The organism is Streptomyces sp. NPDC014676, from assembly GCF_043084105.1.
Taxonomy (GTDB): domain Bacteria; phylum Actinomycetota; class Actinomycetes; order Streptomycetales; family Streptomycetaceae; genus Streptomyces.
This window is the reverse complement of record NZ_JBIBZI010000001.1, coordinates 861,770-877,120: the sequence shown is the minus strand read 5'-3', so window position 1 is coordinate 877,120 and position 15,351 is coordinate 861,770. Positions and strand designations below refer to the sequence as shown.

At 72.8% G+C, this 15,351-nt stretch carries 15 protein-coding genes; 9 read left to right on the top strand and 6 right to left on the bottom strand.

Annotated elements, in window-relative coordinates:
- Window positions 1-95: 95 nt before the first annotated feature.
- The 4 genes from glnA to ACF1DX_RS04070 all read left to right on the top strand — a co-directional run bounded on the left by glnA (window position 96) and on the right by ACF1DX_RS04070 (window position 4,353).
- The gene (gene glnA / locus ACF1DX_RS04085) at window positions 96-1,505 is read left to right on the top strand and encodes a type I glutamate--ammonia ligase (RefSeq protein ID WP_217136728.1); all 1,410 of its coding nucleotides are present in this window, start codon (window positions 96-98) and stop codon (window positions 1,503-1,505) included.
- 117 nt (window positions 1,506-1,622) lie between these two features.
- A complete protein-coding gene (locus tag ACF1DX_RS04080) occupies window positions 1,623-2,567 on the top strand; it encodes a hypothetical protein (RefSeq protein WP_391789666.1) in 945 nt (314 codons plus the stop codon).
- 25 nt (window positions 2,568-2,592) lie between these two features.
- On the top strand, window positions 2,593-3,990 hold the full coding sequence (locus ACF1DX_RS04075) for a hypothetical protein (protein WP_391789665.1): 1,398 nt from the start codon (window positions 2,593-2,595) through the stop codon (window positions 3,988-3,990).
- Window positions 3,991-4,095: 105 nt separating this feature from the next.
- Complete coding sequence (locus ACF1DX_RS04070) at window positions 4,096-4,353, top strand: hypothetical protein (protein WP_391789664.1); 258 nt, start codon at window positions 4,096-4,098, stop codon at window positions 4,351-4,353.
- Window positions 4,354-4,359: 6 nt separating this feature from the next.
- Here ACF1DX_RS04070 and ACF1DX_RS04065 read toward each other — a convergent pair whose 3' ends face one another.
- The 6 genes from ACF1DX_RS04065 to ACF1DX_RS04040 form a co-directional block, all read right to left on the bottom strand.
- The gene (locus tag ACF1DX_RS04065) at window positions 4,360-6,912 is read right to left on the bottom strand and encodes an FtsX-like permease family protein (protein WP_391789663.1); all 2,553 of its coding nucleotides are present in this window, start codon (window positions 6,910-6,912) and stop codon (window positions 4,360-4,362) included.
- Window positions 6,909-7,592: an ABC transporter ATP-binding protein gene (locus ACF1DX_RS04060; protein WP_391789736.1), complete on the bottom strand. Its 684-nt coding sequence runs from the start codon at window positions 7,590-7,592 to the stop codon at window positions 6,909-6,911. Before ACF1DX_RS04060 ends, ACF1DX_RS04065 begins: the two co-directional genes overlap by 4 nt.
- 86 nt (window positions 7,593-7,678) lie before the next feature.
- Complete coding sequence (locus tag ACF1DX_RS04055; RefSeq protein ID WP_391789662.1) at window positions 7,679-8,119, bottom strand: hypothetical protein; 441 nt, start codon at window positions 8,117-8,119, stop codon at window positions 7,679-7,681.
- 170 nt (window positions 8,120-8,289) lie between these two features.
- Window positions 8,290-8,964: a response regulator gene (locus ACF1DX_RS04050; RefSeq protein WP_391789661.1), complete on the bottom strand. Its 675-nt coding sequence runs from the start codon at window positions 8,962-8,964 to the stop codon at window positions 8,290-8,292.
- The gene (locus ACF1DX_RS04045; protein WP_391789660.1) at window positions 8,964-10,211 is read right to left on the bottom strand and encodes a sensor histidine kinase; all 1,248 of its coding nucleotides are present in this window, start codon (window positions 10,209-10,211) and stop codon (window positions 8,964-8,966) included. Before ACF1DX_RS04045 ends, ACF1DX_RS04050 begins: the two co-directional genes overlap by 1 nt.
- A gap of 179 nt (window positions 10,212-10,390) precedes the next feature.
- Window positions 10,391-10,705, bottom strand: a complete 315-nt coding sequence (locus ACF1DX_RS04040; protein ID WP_391789659.1) for a hypothetical protein — start codon at window positions 10,703-10,705, stop codon at window positions 10,391-10,393.
- A gap of 232 nt (window positions 10,706-10,937) precedes the next feature.
- Here ACF1DX_RS04040 and ACF1DX_RS04035 point away from each other — a divergent pair, with 232 nt between their 5' ends.
- From ACF1DX_RS04035 to ACF1DX_RS04015, 5 genes are all read left to right on the top strand, one after another.
- A complete protein-coding gene (locus ACF1DX_RS04035; RefSeq protein WP_391789658.1) occupies window positions 10,938-11,297 on the top strand; it encodes an arsenate reductase family protein in 360 nt (119 codons plus the stop codon).
- Between the two features lie 109 nt (window positions 11,298-11,406).
- Window positions 11,407-12,063 carry a hypothetical protein gene (locus ACF1DX_RS04030; protein WP_391789657.1) on the top strand — a complete coding sequence of 219 codons (657 nt, stop codon included), beginning with the start codon at window positions 11,407-11,409 and terminating at the stop codon, window positions 12,061-12,063.
- A 260-nt stretch (window positions 12,064-12,323) separates the two neighbouring features.
- Window positions 12,324-13,352 carry a glutamine synthetase gene (gene glnII, locus ACF1DX_RS04025; protein WP_391789656.1) on the top strand — a complete coding sequence of 343 codons (1,029 nt, stop codon included), beginning with the start codon at window positions 12,324-12,326 and terminating at the stop codon, window positions 13,350-13,352.
- A 326-nt stretch (window positions 13,353-13,678) separates the two neighbouring features.
- Window positions 13,679-14,218 carry a winged helix-turn-helix domain-containing protein gene (locus ACF1DX_RS04020; protein ID WP_391789655.1) on the top strand — a complete coding sequence of 180 codons (540 nt, stop codon included), beginning with the start codon at window positions 13,679-13,681 and terminating at the stop codon, window positions 14,216-14,218.
- 73 nt (window positions 14,219-14,291) lie between these two features.
- Window positions 14,292-15,302 carry an SDR family oxidoreductase gene (locus tag ACF1DX_RS04015; protein ID WP_391789654.1) on the top strand — a complete coding sequence of 337 codons (1,011 nt, stop codon included), beginning with the start codon at window positions 14,292-14,294 and terminating at the stop codon, window positions 15,300-15,302.
- The last annotated feature ends 49 nt before the right edge of the window (window positions 15,303-15,351 follow it).

Here is a 15,351-nt window from a genome sequence, read left to right as displayed (position 1 = left end):
CCCGTCCCTAGGGTCGAGGGGAGCGTGTGCCACCCGCACTGGTCACACGAACGATCTACCACCCCGGCGGGACGGTCGGGAGTAGGAGGAGCTGGATGTTCCAGAACGCCGACGACGCCAAGAAGTACCTCGCGGACGAGGACGTCAAGTTCATCGATGTCCGGTTCTGCGACCTCCCGGGTGTGATGCAGCACGTCACGATCCCTGCCGAGGCGTTCGACCCGGACGAGGAGCTGGCGTTCGACGGATCGTCGATCCGCGGCTTCCAGGCCATCCACGAGTCCGACATGTCGCTGCGCGCGGACCTGTCGACCGCCCGGGTCGACCCGTTCCGCCGTGACAAGACGCTGAACATCAACTTCTTCATCCACGACCCGATCACGGGCGAGCAGTACTCCCGCGACCCGCGCAACGTGGCCAAGAAGGCCGAGGCGTACCTGGCCTCCACCGGGATCGCGGACACCGCGTACTTCGGTCCCGAGGCCGAGTTCTACGTCTTCGACAGCGTCCGCTTCAAGACCTCCGAGAACGAGTCCTTCTACCACATCGACTCCGAGGCCGGCGCCTGGAACACCGGTGCGCTGGAGGACAACCGCGGTTACAAGGTCCGCTACAAGGGCGGCTACTTCCCGGTCCCGCCGGTCGACCACTTCGCCGACCTGCGCGCCGAGATGTCCCTGGAGCTGGCCAAGGCCGGCCTGAAGGTCGAGCGCCAGCACCACGAGGTGGGCACCGCCGGCCAGGCCGAGATCAACTACCGGTTCAACACGCTGCTCGCCGCCGCCGACGACCTGCAGCTCTTCAAGTACATCGTGAAGAACGTCGCCTGGCGCAACGGCAAGACCGCGACCTTCATGCCGAAGCCGATCTTCGGTGACAACGGCTCGGGCATGCACGTCCACCAGTCGCTGTGGGCGGGCGGCGAGCCGCTCTTCTACGACGAGCAGGGTTACGCCGGCCTGTCGGACACCGCCCGCTACTACATCGGCGGCATCCTCAAGCACGCCCCGTCGCTGCTGGCCTTCACCAACCCGACGGTGAACTCGTACCACCGCCTGGTGCCGGGCTTCGAGGCCCCGGTGAACCTGGTGTACTCGCAGCGCAACCGCTCCGCCGCGATGCGCATCCCGATCACCGGCTCCAACCCGAAGGCCAAGCGCGTCGAGTTCCGCGCCCCGGACGCCTCCGGCAACCCGTACCTGGCCTTCTCGGCCCTGCTGCTCGCGGGCCTGGACGGCATCAAGAACAAGATCGAGCCGGCCGAGCCGATCGACAAGGACCTCTACGAGCTGGCTCCCGAGGAGCACGCGAACGTGGCCCAGGTCCCGACCTCCCTCGGCGCGGTCCTCGACCGCCTGGAGGCCGACCACGAGTTCCTCCTCCAGGGCGACGTCTTCACGCCGGACCTGATCGAGACGTGGATCGACTTCAAGCGCGCCAACGAGATCGCCCCGCTCCAGCTCCGCCCGCACCCGCACGAGTTCGAGCTGTACTTCGACGTGTAAAGAGCGAAGCCGCACCCGCGAAGGCCGTCACCCCGGATCAGGGGTGGCGGCCTTCGCCGTGCGACCGGCGGCGGTCCGGCCGGATGGATTGTCAGTGGGGCACCACAGAATGACGCCATGTCATACACGGACGAGTTCCGCGCCTTCGCCTCCCGGCACGGCGTATCGAGCGACGCGATCACCCGGATCATGTGGAACATGCAGCCGTCCTTCCACATACACACACGCACGGTCGATGAGGGCGATGTCGCCCCCGAGGAGCTCGTGGTGGGGTACGTCGGCGGACTGCCGGAGCTGTCCGCGGACGCCGAGTGGGACGCGGGGCACCACTTCGTCGCGGCCCTCGACCTCGCCGCGCTGCCGAGGCAGCCGCTGGACGACGGCCTCCCGCGCGAAGGGCACCTGCTGTTCTTCGCCTTCGAGGACTGCCACGCCGAGGACGACGTCGTGCCGGTGATCCACGTTCCGCCGGGTACCGAGACGGCCGTGCGCCCCGTTCCCGTGGGCGAGAGCTGGGACGGCGAACCGTACGAGCTGGAGCCGCTGAGGCGGCAGGTGCTGGTCTGTGACCCCGGCACGTCGTGGGACGTGCTCGGCTGGTCATGGGACCCCGAGGTCCCCAGGGAGGGGCAGACGATCGAGCTGCTGTCCCTCCAGGAAGGGCTCGACGACGACAGGCGGGAGGGGCTCGGCCTGCTCCTGGCCGCTGTCCGGGAGTACGCCGAGCGGACCGGGACCCTCCCGCGCGTGGAGCGCAGGGGCGGGCTGCGCGGGGTGGAGCTGAACCCTCCGTACTACCGGGCCGTGTACGACGCGGAGTTCCTGAGGAAGTGCGAGGAGGCCGTGGTCGTCTGCCGGGACGCCCCCGAGAGGTTCGAGGAACTGTACGCCCGGGCCATGGCGGAAGCGGCGACCAAGGAGGGAGGCCCGTGGCTGAACCTCCTGGAGCTCACTCAGGCCGACGTCTTCGACTGGGGCGACGGCGAGGTGGGCTGGATCATCAACCGCGACGACCTGCTGGCACAGCGCTTCGACCGCGTCCGGCAGGCGTACAACTGCTGACCGCGGATCCGGACGAGGGGGCGACATGTCGGACGCCGGTGAGGGGACGGCCGTCGTCCGTCCCGGGGCTCAGGCCGGGACGGACGGCGCCGGGGGCCGGGGCGTGACGCCGACGGCGCGGGGGCGCCGGGTGGTGGCGCGCCGGCTGCGCCTGCTCGCGGCCGTGCCGGTGAGCCTCTGCGCCCTGGTGGGGGCGGTGCGGCTGGTGGCGCCCGCCACCGCAGGACCGGACGGCGAACCACCCGGCGTCGAGCGGCAGTTGGCGTTCCTGCGGGAGGCACTGGACGACGGGGCCGGTGACGAGGCGCAGGCCATGTTCCCCGAGGGGCACTTCTTCCTGCACGTGCTCTACGGGCTGAGCCGGGTCGAGCTCGGCATGCGCGCCCCCGCCGGCGAGCGGTCGACGGCGTTGCGGGAGGCCAGGTGGGCGCTTCGGCAGCTGGACTCCCCGGCGGGCCTGGCCCCGTTCAGCCCGGAGCTCACCCCGCCGTACGGCGTCTTCCACCGCGGGTGGAGCAACTGGCTGCGCGGCGGGGTGCTGAGCCTCCAGCCGGCCGGGCAGCGCGACGTCGCCGAGGTGCGCCGGTTCGCGCGCGACTCGGCCGAACTCGGCGCGGCGTTCGACGCCTCGTCCTCGCCGTACCTGGAGGCGTACCCCGGTCAGGCGTGGCCGGTGGACTCGACCGTGGCGGTCGCGTCGCTGCGGCTGCACGACCGTCTGCTGCCGGACCGGTTCGGCCCCACCGTCCGGCGGTGGCTGCGGGAGTCGCGCGAGCGGCTCGATCCCCGCACCGGACTGCTCCCGCACCGGGCCGACCCGGTCACCGGGGAGCCGGCCGAAGTGGCCAGGGGCACCTCGCAGAGCCTCGTCCAGCGCTTCCTGGTCGACATCGACCCCGCCTTCGCGGCCGGGCAGTACTCCCGCTTCCGCGACCTGTACCTCACCACACCGCTCGGTCTCGGACCGGCGGTGCGGGAGTACCCGGACGGCATGGACGGACCCGCCGACGTCGACTCCGGCCCGCTTCCGCTCGGGGTGAGCCTGTCGGCGAGCGTCGTCACCATCGGCGCGGCCCAGGTCCACGGCGACGCCCGGCTCGCCGGCGCGCTCGCGGGCGTCAGCGAACTGGCGGGCGTCCCGGTCGGCACTCCGTGGACCAAGCGGTACGCCTTCGGTCTGCTCCCGGTCGGCGACGCGTTCCTGGCCTGGTCGAAGACCGCCCGGCCGTGGGTGGCGGAGGTACCGCCCCCGCCGCCGGCGACCGTCCCGGCGTGGTGGCGCGTCCCGCTGCTGTCGCTCCTGGCGCTGTCCGGTGCCCTGCCCTGGCTGCCTGCCCTGATACGGCGCCTCCGGGACCTACGGCGAGCCCGGTCCCGCACCCTGCCGGGCGTCGTCCGCCCCGGGAACGGGACGGAGCCGTGAGCTCTCCGCCTCCCCCGCTGCCGTCGTATGACCGGAAAGCTTCCCTCTCCGTACGCGGAGAGGGATCCTTGATCTGACACCGTTGTTCGAGAGAAGGTCACGGGGATGTCCGAACAGGACGAGGAGAAGCGGGAGTTCGACATCAAGTGGGCGGACGGCGCCGAGCACAAGGAGCCGTCGGCACGGGCCCGGATGCTCGCCGCCCGCTGGAAGGAGAACCCGCCCGGACCGGTCCCGTTCCGCGGCGAACCGGAGTACCGGGGATCGGCCGGGCGCTCGTCGTGGGTGTCGACGGCCGTGGTGCTCGGCTGCGTCGTGGCGGTGATCGTGCTGCTCGGCTACGTCGGCTTCCGCCCGTACTGATCCCGGCTAGTCGGCCCGGGCGACGGCGACCGTCGGTGAGGTCCGGGAGGCGCGGAGGGCAGGCACCGTGCCCGCGGCGGCGGTCACCAGGACGAGGGCGGTGAAGACCGCCGCGAGTTCTCCCGCGGGAACGCTGAACGGGGCGCTCGTCTCGGCGACCCGGACCACCAGCCAGGAGTACGGCAGGCCGAGGGCCAGACCGAGGACCCCGCCCAGGACGCCGTAGAGCGCGCACTCCACCGTGACCATGCGGTGCACGGCCGCCCCGCTGAGCCCCAGGGCCCGCAGCAGCCCGAACTCGCGCTTGCGCTCGACGACGGTGAGACTCGCCGTGGTCGCGACTCCCGCGACCGCCACCAGGACGGTGAGCCCCAGAACCATGATCACTGTCGTGGCCATCGTCCGCAGGTCGTCCGACTCGCCGGCCTGTGCGGTCGAGTCCTCGGCGATGACGCGACCGTCGCCGCGCTCCGGGCCGGTCAGCGTGTCGGTGATGGCCCGCTGCGCGCGTATCCGCCCCCGGGCGTCGTCCTGCGAGGCGTTGGCGGTGACCGTGGTGGGCGCGGCGCCCGCTCCCATACGGGTGAGGTCCGCGGCGGGGACGAAGAAGTTCCCTCCGTAGGGCCCGGCTCCGGGCAGCGTCGCCGCCACGGTGAGTTCGACGGGGCGGTCCTCGAACGTCAGCGTCACGCGGTCGCCGGCCCGGACGCCGAGCCGGTGGGCGTGGTCGGCGTCCACGACGACGTGGCCGGGTTCGAGGTGGTCGAGGGAGCCGGTACGGGCGGTCAGGCCCACGCCGGAGCCGACGGTGCCGAGGTCGAGGTCGGAGAGGGTCGCGCTGCGGGAGTCCTCGACGACCTCCGCCGTGCGGAACGCGGTCACGTCGGCGAGTTCGGGGTGGGAGGCCAGATCGGCGGCGAGCGACCGGTCCAGCGTCTCGCTGTCCCGTGGGTACAGGTGGAAGTCGGCGGGTGCCTCCACCGCCTGCCGGTAGCGCTCGTAGGCGTGCAGGGAGGCGAGGCAGGTCAGGGTCGAGCCGACCAGGCAGACGCCGAGGGCCACGACGACCGAGACCGAGGCCGCCCTGCCCGGCGCGCCCCCGACGCCCGCGACCGCGAGCCGGCCGGCCGCACCGGTGCGGCGCAGAGGCACGGCGACGGCCGCCAGCACCGGCCGGACCAGACGGGGGCCGAGGGCGATCAGGGCCAGGAAGGCCAGCCCGCCCGAGAGCACCACGACGGTCAGCGCCGCGAAACGGTCGTACTCCGTGTCGCCCGGCTGGGGCAGCCCGCCGTACTGCTGCCGGGCGAGGAACGCGGCGCCCGCCGCGCACAGCAGGCCCAGCAGAGTCCGGCCGGTACCGCCCGCCGCGCCCTCACCGGACGCCGCACTGCGCAGGGCCTGCAGCGGGGAGACCCGTGAGGCGCTCAGGGACGGGGCCAGGACCGCCAGGACCGCGAGCAGACCGGTGCCGAGAACGGTGAGAGCGGCCTCCGTCAGCGGAAGGTGGGAGGGGACGGACAGGTCGTACCCGAACCGCCCGGCGACCGGGGGGACGAGCCGCCCGCAGCCCCAGGCCGCCAGCACACCGGTCGCGCCGGCCAGCAGGCCGACCACCGCCCCTTCGGCGACGAGCGCGGCGGCGAGCCGTCGCGGGGTCGCCCCGATGGCGCGCAGCAGCGCCAACTGGCTTACGCGCCGCGCGAAGACGATGCGGAAGGTGGAGGTCGCGACGAGGACGGCCGCGCCGACGGCGACGGCGAGGAAGACGGTGACCAGCTCCAGGGTGTCCTTCGCCTCCGCCACCGCCTCGCGGGCCTCCTCCTCCCGCACCTCGTCCCCGGACCGCACCTGTGCTCCGGGCACCGCCTGCCGGATCCGTTCCGCCGGATCCACGGAACCGGACGCGGTGTCGGTGCGGATGTCGATGCGGGAGTAGCCCGGCACGCCGAGCAGTTCCCCGATCCGCGGGCCGGGGGCGTACCCCGTGGGCCCCGTGTCGTCCGTGACGGTGCTGCGGACGATGCCGCTGACCTCGACCGTCACCCGTCGGGTGCCTTCGCCGTCGGACTCGGGTTGCAGCAGGGTGAGCGACGATCCCGGGGCGAGGCCGTACTCCCGGGCGGCCCGCGTGTCGACGGCGAGCCGGCCCGGGCCGGAGGGGTAGGTGCCTTCGACCAGCCGGACTTCCGCCAGGGCGCCGGTGCCCGGGTCCGCGGACAGGGCGAGGTAGCGTTCGACGGCGCTGCCGTCCAGCGGGCTGCCGCCGTCGAGCCGGCCGACGGCCTCGGCGACTCCGGGCGTCTTCAGGATCTCGCGCAGGCGGTCCTCGCCGATGTCCTCCCCGTCGCCGGGCGTGACCACCAGCGACACCGCTTCGGGCGTGCCGCGGAACTTCTCGACGACGGTCGCGGTGATGATCTGCTGGGCCATGACGGTCCCGAAGACGACGAACGCCGCGATCAGCAGCGACAGTCCGGTCGCCGCGAACCGTCCGGGCCGCCGCAGGAGTTCCGCCACCTGGGAGCCCAGGACGGTCGCGCGCCACGGGGTGCTCATCGCCGCCTCCCCATGACGTCGCCGACGGGAGCGGTGTGCTCGTCCTTGACGACGCGTCCGTCCGCGAGGGTCAGCACCCGGTCCGCGTACCGTGCTGCCGCGGGGTCGTGGGTGACCATCACGACCGTCTGGCCGAGGTCGTCGACGGACCGGCGCAGCATGGTGAGGACTTCGGCGCCGGCCCTGGAGTCGAGGTTGCCGGTGGGTTCGTCGGCGAAGAGCACGGCCGGTCGGGCCACCAGCGCCCGGGCCACGGCGACCCGCTGCTGCTGGCCCCCGGACAGCTCGGCGGGGCGGTGCGAGAGCCGGTGGGCGATGCCGAGGACCTCGCAGAGGTGGTCCACCAGGGCGCGGTCCGGGCGCCCGCCGGACATGGTGACGGGCAGCACGATGTTCTCGTACGCCGTGAGTTGCGGCAGCAGGTTGAACGACTGGAAGACGAATCCGATCCGCTCCCGGCGCACCCGGGTCAGCTGCCGGTCGGACAGGCCGGTGATCTCCGTCCCGTCCAGGACGATGCTGCCGGAGGTGACGGTGTCGAGTCCGGCGACGCAGTGCATCAGGGTCGACTTGCCCGCCCCGGAGGGGCCGACGACGGCGGTGAACCGGGCGCGCCGGATACCGACGGACACCCCGTCGAGGGCCCGCACCTCGGCGGTGCCCTGGCGGTAGGTCTTCACCAGGCCGGTGGCGGTGATGACGTCGTCCGGTGCGCGGTCGCGGGCGGCGGTGTGGACAGCCATGGGGACGGTTCCCGTGATCCGGGTCAGGCGCCGAGCGGCGGCATGGTGAGGGTGACGCCGGAGTCCGAGCAGTGTCCCCGCGCCTCTTCCTGGAGGTTCTTCACGTCCTTCGCGGACGGCGCTTCGGGGGACTTCCGGGCGGTCGCGAGCGCCCAGCCCTCGTACCGGGAGATCTTGGCTCCGAGGTAGCCGTCCTCCATCTGCGCGCGGCGCTCGTCGCCGGTCTCCTGCCACCACTTCTCCGCGTCCGGGGCGGGGCCGGTGGAGACCTCCTCGGCCTCGGTGACGATGCGCTGCGCCAGCCGGCAGTCCTCGGCGGAGGCCTGGCTGAGCTCGTCGCGGTCCAGCCACCAGTACCCCGCTCCGGCGGCCAGGGCCGCGGCGATCACGGCCGCGGCCGCGCCGACGACGAGACGGTTCCGCTCGCGGTTCCGCGGGGTGGGCGTGGTGGGCGTGGCGTTCATCGGATCCTCCGGATGTCTTCTCGGCCGCGTTCGGCGACAGTGAGAAGTCTGGAGTTCGGCGACCCGCCGGACATCGGCCACGGACCCGAGATCGGAGGCGGCGGATCTGGCACACCGGACGGGGTGCCCCTGCACCCCCGGGGGCAGAACCCGGGGGCGCTTCCGCACCCTCAGGGGGAGGGACGGACCAGCCCGGACTCGTAGGCGAACGCGACGGCCTGGGCACGGTCCCGCAGGTGCAGCTTCGCCATGAGGTTGCCCAGGTGCGTCTTCACCGTGGCCCTCGCGACGTACAGCTCCTCCGCGATCTCGGCGTTGGACAGCCCCCGGGCTACCAGCGCGAGCACGTCCCGCTCGCGCGCGGTGAGGACGTCCAGCCGTTCGGCCTGTCCGTTCGCCGGTGCCAGCCGGTCCGAGACCCGGTCGAGGAGCAGCCGGGTGATGCGCGGCGCCACCACCGACTCCCCCGCGGCCAGGACCCGGATGGCGTTCACGACCTCCGCGGCGGGGGCGTTCTTCAGCAGGAAGCCGCCGGCTCCGGCGCGCAGCGCCGCGAACGCGTCCTCGTCGTTGTCGAAGGTGGTCAGCACCAGCACGCCGGGCGGATCGTCGAGCCGCATCAGCCGCTCCGTGGCCTGGATGCCGTCCATGACGGGCATGCGGACGTCCATGATGACGACGTCCGCCTCGACCTTCTCCAGCAGGTCGAGGGCGTCCGCCCCGTTCTCCGCCTCGCCGACGACCTCGATGTCGTCCTGACCGGCCAGCACCATGGAGAAACCGGCCCGGATCAGCGGCTGGTCGTCCACCACGGCCACCCGGATCGGCCTGTCCGCCTGCGTCATCACTTCGTCCTTGTCGGAATCGAGGCACGTACGTGCCATCCGCTGCCGAGCCGGGGGCCGGCCTCGAAGCTGCCCCCGGCGAGCTCCACCCGTTCCCGCATCCCCACGAGTCCGTTCCCTCCGGAGCGTCCGCCGACGCCGTGGCCGGCGAGGGTGCCCGCCCCGTCGTCGACCACGCTGATCAGCAAGGTGCCCTGCTCCTCGTGGAGCCGGATGTCGACCCCGGCCCCGGCTCCGGCGTGGCGGAGCACGTTGGTGAGGCACTCCTGGACGATGCGGAAGGCCGTCATCTCCTCCGCCGGGGACAGCCGTCCCTCGCCGACCTCGACCGACACGTCCACGGTGAGCCCGGCGGCCCGGGCGCGTTCGGCGACGACCTCGATCTCGTCGAGGGTGACCAGCCGTCGTGGCGGGCCGCCGTCGGCGGAGTCCGGGTCGCCGGGGTCCGGGTTTCCCTCGCGCAGCACCCGGACGATGCGGTGCATGTCGTCGATCGCGTCCCGGCCGGTGGCGGCGATCGTCCTCAGCGCGGACTGCGCCCTGTCCGGCGACTTGCGCAGCACGGCCTCGGCGCCGTCGGCCTGGAGGATCATCACGGCCAGGCTGTGCGCCACCACGTCGTGCAGTTCACGGGCGATCTCGGCCCGCTCCCGGGTCGCGGCCAGCCGGACGCGCTGCTCCTGTTCCCGCTCGGCGTGCCAGGCGCGGGCCGCCTGGCTCTCGGCGTAGAGACGCCGCGTGTGCAGGGCGAAGGCCGTCAGCCAGACCGTCAGCGTCAGCCCCCAGAAGACCAGGAGCGATTCGAGGTCGACGAACGGCTCGATGCCGAGGGCCGGCATCCCCACCGTCCCGGCCGCCGTGGCCAGCAGCACCACGGCGCCCGCGAGGTACGGCATCCAGGTGGTCCGGGAGTGGTGGACGACCGACATCATGGCGAACAGTACGGCCACGTCGTACGAGGCGGGCGCCGACGCCAGCGGCAGGTCGGGCAGGTCGTACAGGACGAACTGGACGACGCCCAGCCCCAGGACGGCCGCCAGCACCGTGCCGGGGAACCGTCTGCGGGCCAGCAGGCACAGCGCCATCAGCCCGCCCAGGAGCAGGTCGTACTCGACGCTGTAGTACTCCGCCGCCACCAGGACCACCAGCGCGATGCCGATGTCGCACGCCCGGGCGACGGCGCGTCCGTACCGGCCGGACGGCGTCATCCAGGCCGACGGGACCAGGACCGTCCTCTCCTCAGCCAACCGTCGTACCTTTCTCCTCCGGCGGGGCCGCGACCGCGCGACCTGCCGGCGCAAGTGCCGCCGGACCGCGGCGACTTCGGTGCGAGGACGGCGCCCTCACCCGCCCATACTGCCTCAGCGCACGGCACACCGGTGCCGGGCGCCCCGCACACGGAGGCCGCCCGGCACCGGCCCGCGGCTCAGCGGTTGTAGCGCATGAACGCGCGCACCATGTGGCACGTGGTGTCCGACGGCGGGTGGACGCCGATCAGGTCCGCCGTGCTCCGGATCTTCTCGTTGCGCGCCTGGTTCGGCAGGTAGACGCCGGAGTCGAGCAGGGCGATGGCGAGCCGCATCGCCTTGAGCCGGCGGTTGTGCGTGACGTACCACTCGCGCGGGCGGCCCGCCGGGAGCGGGCGCTTCTCCACCGGGGCGCAGGGCAGTTCGAGCGGCACGGGGCGCTTCGCGGTGGACTGGGTGGGCAGGGGCTTCGGCTTCAGTGCGGCAGCGGGCACGGGCATCCTCCTGTCGCGGTCGGGGCGGCCCGCCGGGATCCCCGACGACCCCGGTACCACCCTCGAACACTGCTTACAGTCTACTGCCCTCCACCGACAATCAGCAGACCCGCTCCGGCCAATAAACGCGCTGGTGAGCAAGGGTTTTGCCGTCGTGTCACAGGAGTCCCGCGGGACACGCCCAAGGGGCTGGAAATTCGAACAGCGGGGGTGGAGGCGTACCGTGGGCGGCATGGAGATCTGGATCAACCCGGCCTGTTCCAAGTGCCGTAGCGCCCTCAGCCTGCTCGACGCCGAGGGGGCCGATTACACCGTCCGCCGATACCTGGAGGACGTGCCGAGCGAGGACGAGATCCGGGCGGTGCTGGAGCGGCTCGGGCTGGAGCCGTGGGACATCACCCGGACCCAGGAGGCCGTCGCGACGGAGCTGGGGATCGAGGAGTGGGCGCGGGAGGCCGGCACGCGGGACCGCTGGATCGCGGCGCTCGCCTCGCACCCCAAGCTGATCCAGCGGCCGATCATCACGGCGGACGACGGCACGGCGGTCGTGGGCCGCACGGAGGACGCCGTACGGGACGCCCTCTCCCGCTGACGGCCGTGTGACGCAAGCCACTTCGATTGCCCGGACCGACCACTGAGCAACTCTGTTCGGTATCTCGTACATAGCGGCGTACGCCCCCCTACCTCTTCAGGAGGCGCGGATGTCGCGCAGGAGAACGCTCGGTCCGAAGAAGAAGCTCGCGCTGCTGGTCAGTGCCGCGACGGTGGCGGGAGGCGGGGCCTTCGTCATGGCGACCACGTCGAACGCCACCCCGCCGTCGGCCACCACCAAGTCGGCGGCGGACTCGACCGTCTGTCAGGGCCTGGCCACCGCGCTCGGCAACAACGAGAAGTTCATCGAGGGCCAGCGGGCCGCCCCCGACGCGCAGTCGGAGGCGCGGATCGCCAACCGCGAGGCGGTCATCGCCCAGATCCGGGTCCAGCAGGAGGCGTCCGGGTGCACGGTGGGGGAGTCGGCTCAGGACTCCCAGGCCGCGCAGCCGCAGCAGCCCGCCCCCTCGCAGCCGCCGGCCGCGGCGGAGGAGGGGGAAGGGGCGGCGCAGGCCTCCGGTGAGCAGGTGTGCAACGGGTCGACCGTCACCCTCTCCGGCGAGGACGGCGCCCCGGCCGCGTCCAGCAACCGGTTCCCGGCCGGCACGAAGCTGAAGGTGACCAACCTGGACAACAACAAGTCCACGACGGTGGAGGTCACCTCGGTCTCCGGCAGTTGCGTGCTGCTCAACAACGCGGCCTTCGAGCAGGTCCGGGAGGCCGGCAAGTTCCTGATCCGCCGCGCGGTGATCGAGAAGGTGGGGTGAGGTCCGGGTTCGTCGCGGATTCCCAGGGCCCGCCGCTCCCCCATCGGGGCGGCGGGCCCGTCCGCGCCCCCCGCGACCGGGCACGCGTGCTCACACGGCGGGGCGGGACGCGGCGGTGTCAGGTAACACGGGGTTCACACACGGGCAATGGCCGGGAAATCGCCTGTTGACAGGCTGCGGGACATCGACGGCGGCGCCCCAGTGCCGCAGCGCCGCAGCACCCGCACCAGCGCCCAGACCACCCCCGAAGGATGTGGACCGTGAGCTTCAAGGCCGAGTACATCTGGATCGACGGCACCGAGCCGACCGCCAAGCTGCGTTCCAAGACGAAGATCCTGGCCGACGACGCCAAGGGCGCGGAGCTGCCGATCTGGGGCTTCGACGGTTCCTCCACCAACCAGGCCGAGGGCCACGCCTCCGACTGTGTCCTCAAGCCGGTCTTCGTCTGTCCGGACCCGATCCGCGGCGGTGACGACGTCCTGGTGCTGTGCGAGGTCCTGAACACGGACATGACGCCGCACGCGACCAACACGCGTGCCGCGCTGGCCGAGGTCGCCGGGAAGTTCACCGCCCAGGAGCCGATCTTCGGCATCGAGCAGGAGTACACCTTCTTCAAGGGCGCCCGCCCGCTCGGCTTCCCCGAGGGCGGCTTCCCGGCCGCGCAGGGCGGCTACTACTGCGGTGTCGGCTCGGACGAGATCTTCGGCCGTGACGTCGTCGAGGCGCACCTGGAGAACTGCCTGAAGGCGGGCCTCGGCATCTCCGGCATCAACGCCGAGGTCATGCCCGGCCAGTGGGAGTTCCAGGTCGGCCCGCTGGCCCCGCTGGAGGTCTCCGACCAGCTCTGGGTGGCCCGCTGGCTGCTCTACCGCACCGCCGAGGACTTCGACATCTCCGCCACCCTCGACCCCAAGCCGGTCAAGGGCGACTGGAACGGCGCGGGCGCGCACACCAACTTCTCCACCAAGGCGATGCGCGAGGGCTACGACGCGATCATCACCGCGTGCGAGTCCCTCGGTGAGGGCTCCAAGCCGCTGGACCACGTCAAGAACTACGGCGCCGGCATCGACGACCGCCTGACCGGTCTGCACGAGACCGCCCCGTGGAACGAGTACTCCTACGGCGTCTCGAACCGCGGCGCCTCGGTCCGCATCCCGTGGCAGGTCGAGAAGGACGGCAAGGGCTACATCGAGGACCGCCGTCCGAACGCCAACGTCGACCCGTACGTGGTGACCCGCCTGCTGGTCGACACGTGCTGCACCGCGCTGGAGAAGGCCGGCCAGGTCTGATCCGTACCGCAGTCCGCGCGCGAGGGCGTCCACCGTGGGGGGGGGTGGGCGCCCTCGCGCGTTGTCCGAGCCGTGGAAGGGGGCTCCTGCGGACCGCGGGTGTCTGCTTCAATGGGAGTATGGCCAGCTTCCGGAAGTACGACGCGACGGGTCGCCGTGACCTGGAACCGTTCTGGCCTTCCCGTCAGCACCACGACTTCGACCGGGTGTGTTGTCGCGCGACGAACGCGCCGGCTCTCTGACGCCCGGATCCCCTTCCGGCCTTCGGCCGGCGCGCACCGCGTACGTCCTCGACGAACTCCTTCGCGCGAAAGAGCTGACGACTCATGGCGACCCCCCGTTCCCTGTCCCCCGTCTCCCCCACCGTTCCTCCCCGGCTGCGTGCCGTCGACCGGGACGAGGTGGTGACCGTGGCAGACCTGCTGCCGCCGGGTGCCACCTGGCTGCCCGCGCCGCAGAGCGCCCTGCCCGTCCTGCCCGGCCGCCCGCCGATGGTCGGCTACCTGGTGCTGGTCCCCGCCGACCGGCGGCCGCCCTTCCCGGCCGGCTCCCCCGGTCCCGAAGCCGCCGGCGACCCGCTGATCCGGGTCGACCCCGCGCAGCGCACCGCCCACGTCGACGGGCGGCAACTCGACCTCACCTACCTGGAGTTCGAGCTGCTCGCCCATCTCGTGGCGCACCCGAACCGGGTGCACACCCGGGACCACCTGGTCGGCACGGTGTGGGGCTACGGCCACGTCGGCGACGGCCGTACCGTCGACGTCCACATCGCCCGGCTGCGCCGCAAACTGGGCTCCGGACACCGGGACGCGATCCGCACGGTGCGCCGGGTCGGCTACCAGTACGTGCCGCCGGCGGGACGCTGAGCCGGCCCGCGGCCGGTCTGCCGTCAGCAGATTCCCGTTCCCCCATGCCGCCCGGCCGGGCAGAGTCACCGGTATGAGACTTCTGGTGCTGGGTGGTACGGAGTTCGCGGGCCGGGCCGTCGTCGAGGCGGCCCTCGGGCGGGGCTGGGAGGTGACCGTCTTCCACCGGGGGCGGCACGAGGCCCCGAAGGGCGCGCGGACGCTGCGGGGCGACCGCACCGCGCCGGACGGCCTGGCCGCGCTCGACGAGGAGCCCGGCCAGTGGGACGTCGTCGTCGACACCTGGTCGGCCGCGCCGCGCGCGGTGCGGGACGCGGCGCGGCTGCTGCGGGGCCGCGCGGGACGGTACGTGTACGTGTCGAGCTGCTCGGTGTACGACTGGGCCCCGCCCGCCGGGTACACCGAGCGGGCACCCGTGGTGGAGGGCGCCCGTGCCGACGCCGGCCTCACGGACTACGCGCGGGACAAGCGGGGCGGTGAGCTGGCCGCCGTGGACGCCTTCGGCGCGGACCGGTCGCTGCTGGTGCGGGCGGGGCTGCTCCTCGGGCCGTACGAGAACGTGGGCCGGCTGCCCTGGTGGCTGGACCGGATGGCGCGCGGCGGGCCGGTCCTCGCGCCGGGCCCGCGTGACCTGCCGCTCCAGTACGTCGACGTCCGCGACCTCGCGGAGTGGATCCTCGGGGCGGCGGAGCAGGGGCTGGGCGGGCCGTACAACCTGATGTCGCCGCAGGGGCACACCACGATGGGCGGGCTGCTGGAGGCGTGCGCCGAGGTGACCGGGGGCGCGGCCGAGCTGCGGTGGACCGCGCCGGAGGTGATCCTCGAAGCGGGGATCGAGCCGTGGACGCAGTTGCCGGTGTGGGTGCCGCCGGGCAGTGAGGGGTACGACGCGCTGCACTCGGCGGACGTCTCCCGGGCGGTCGCGGCGGGGCTGCGCTGCCGCCCGGTCGCCGGGACCGTGGCCGACACCTGGGCCTGGCTGAAGGACATCGGCGGCACCGCGCCCCGGCGCCCGGACCGGACCGTCAAGGGGCTCGATCCGGAGGTGGAGGCGAAGGTGCTGGGGGCCACCGGAGGGGTGTAGCCAGCACCACCCCCAGGCCGGGTGCCCGGCCCAGTGCCCCGCCGGTCCC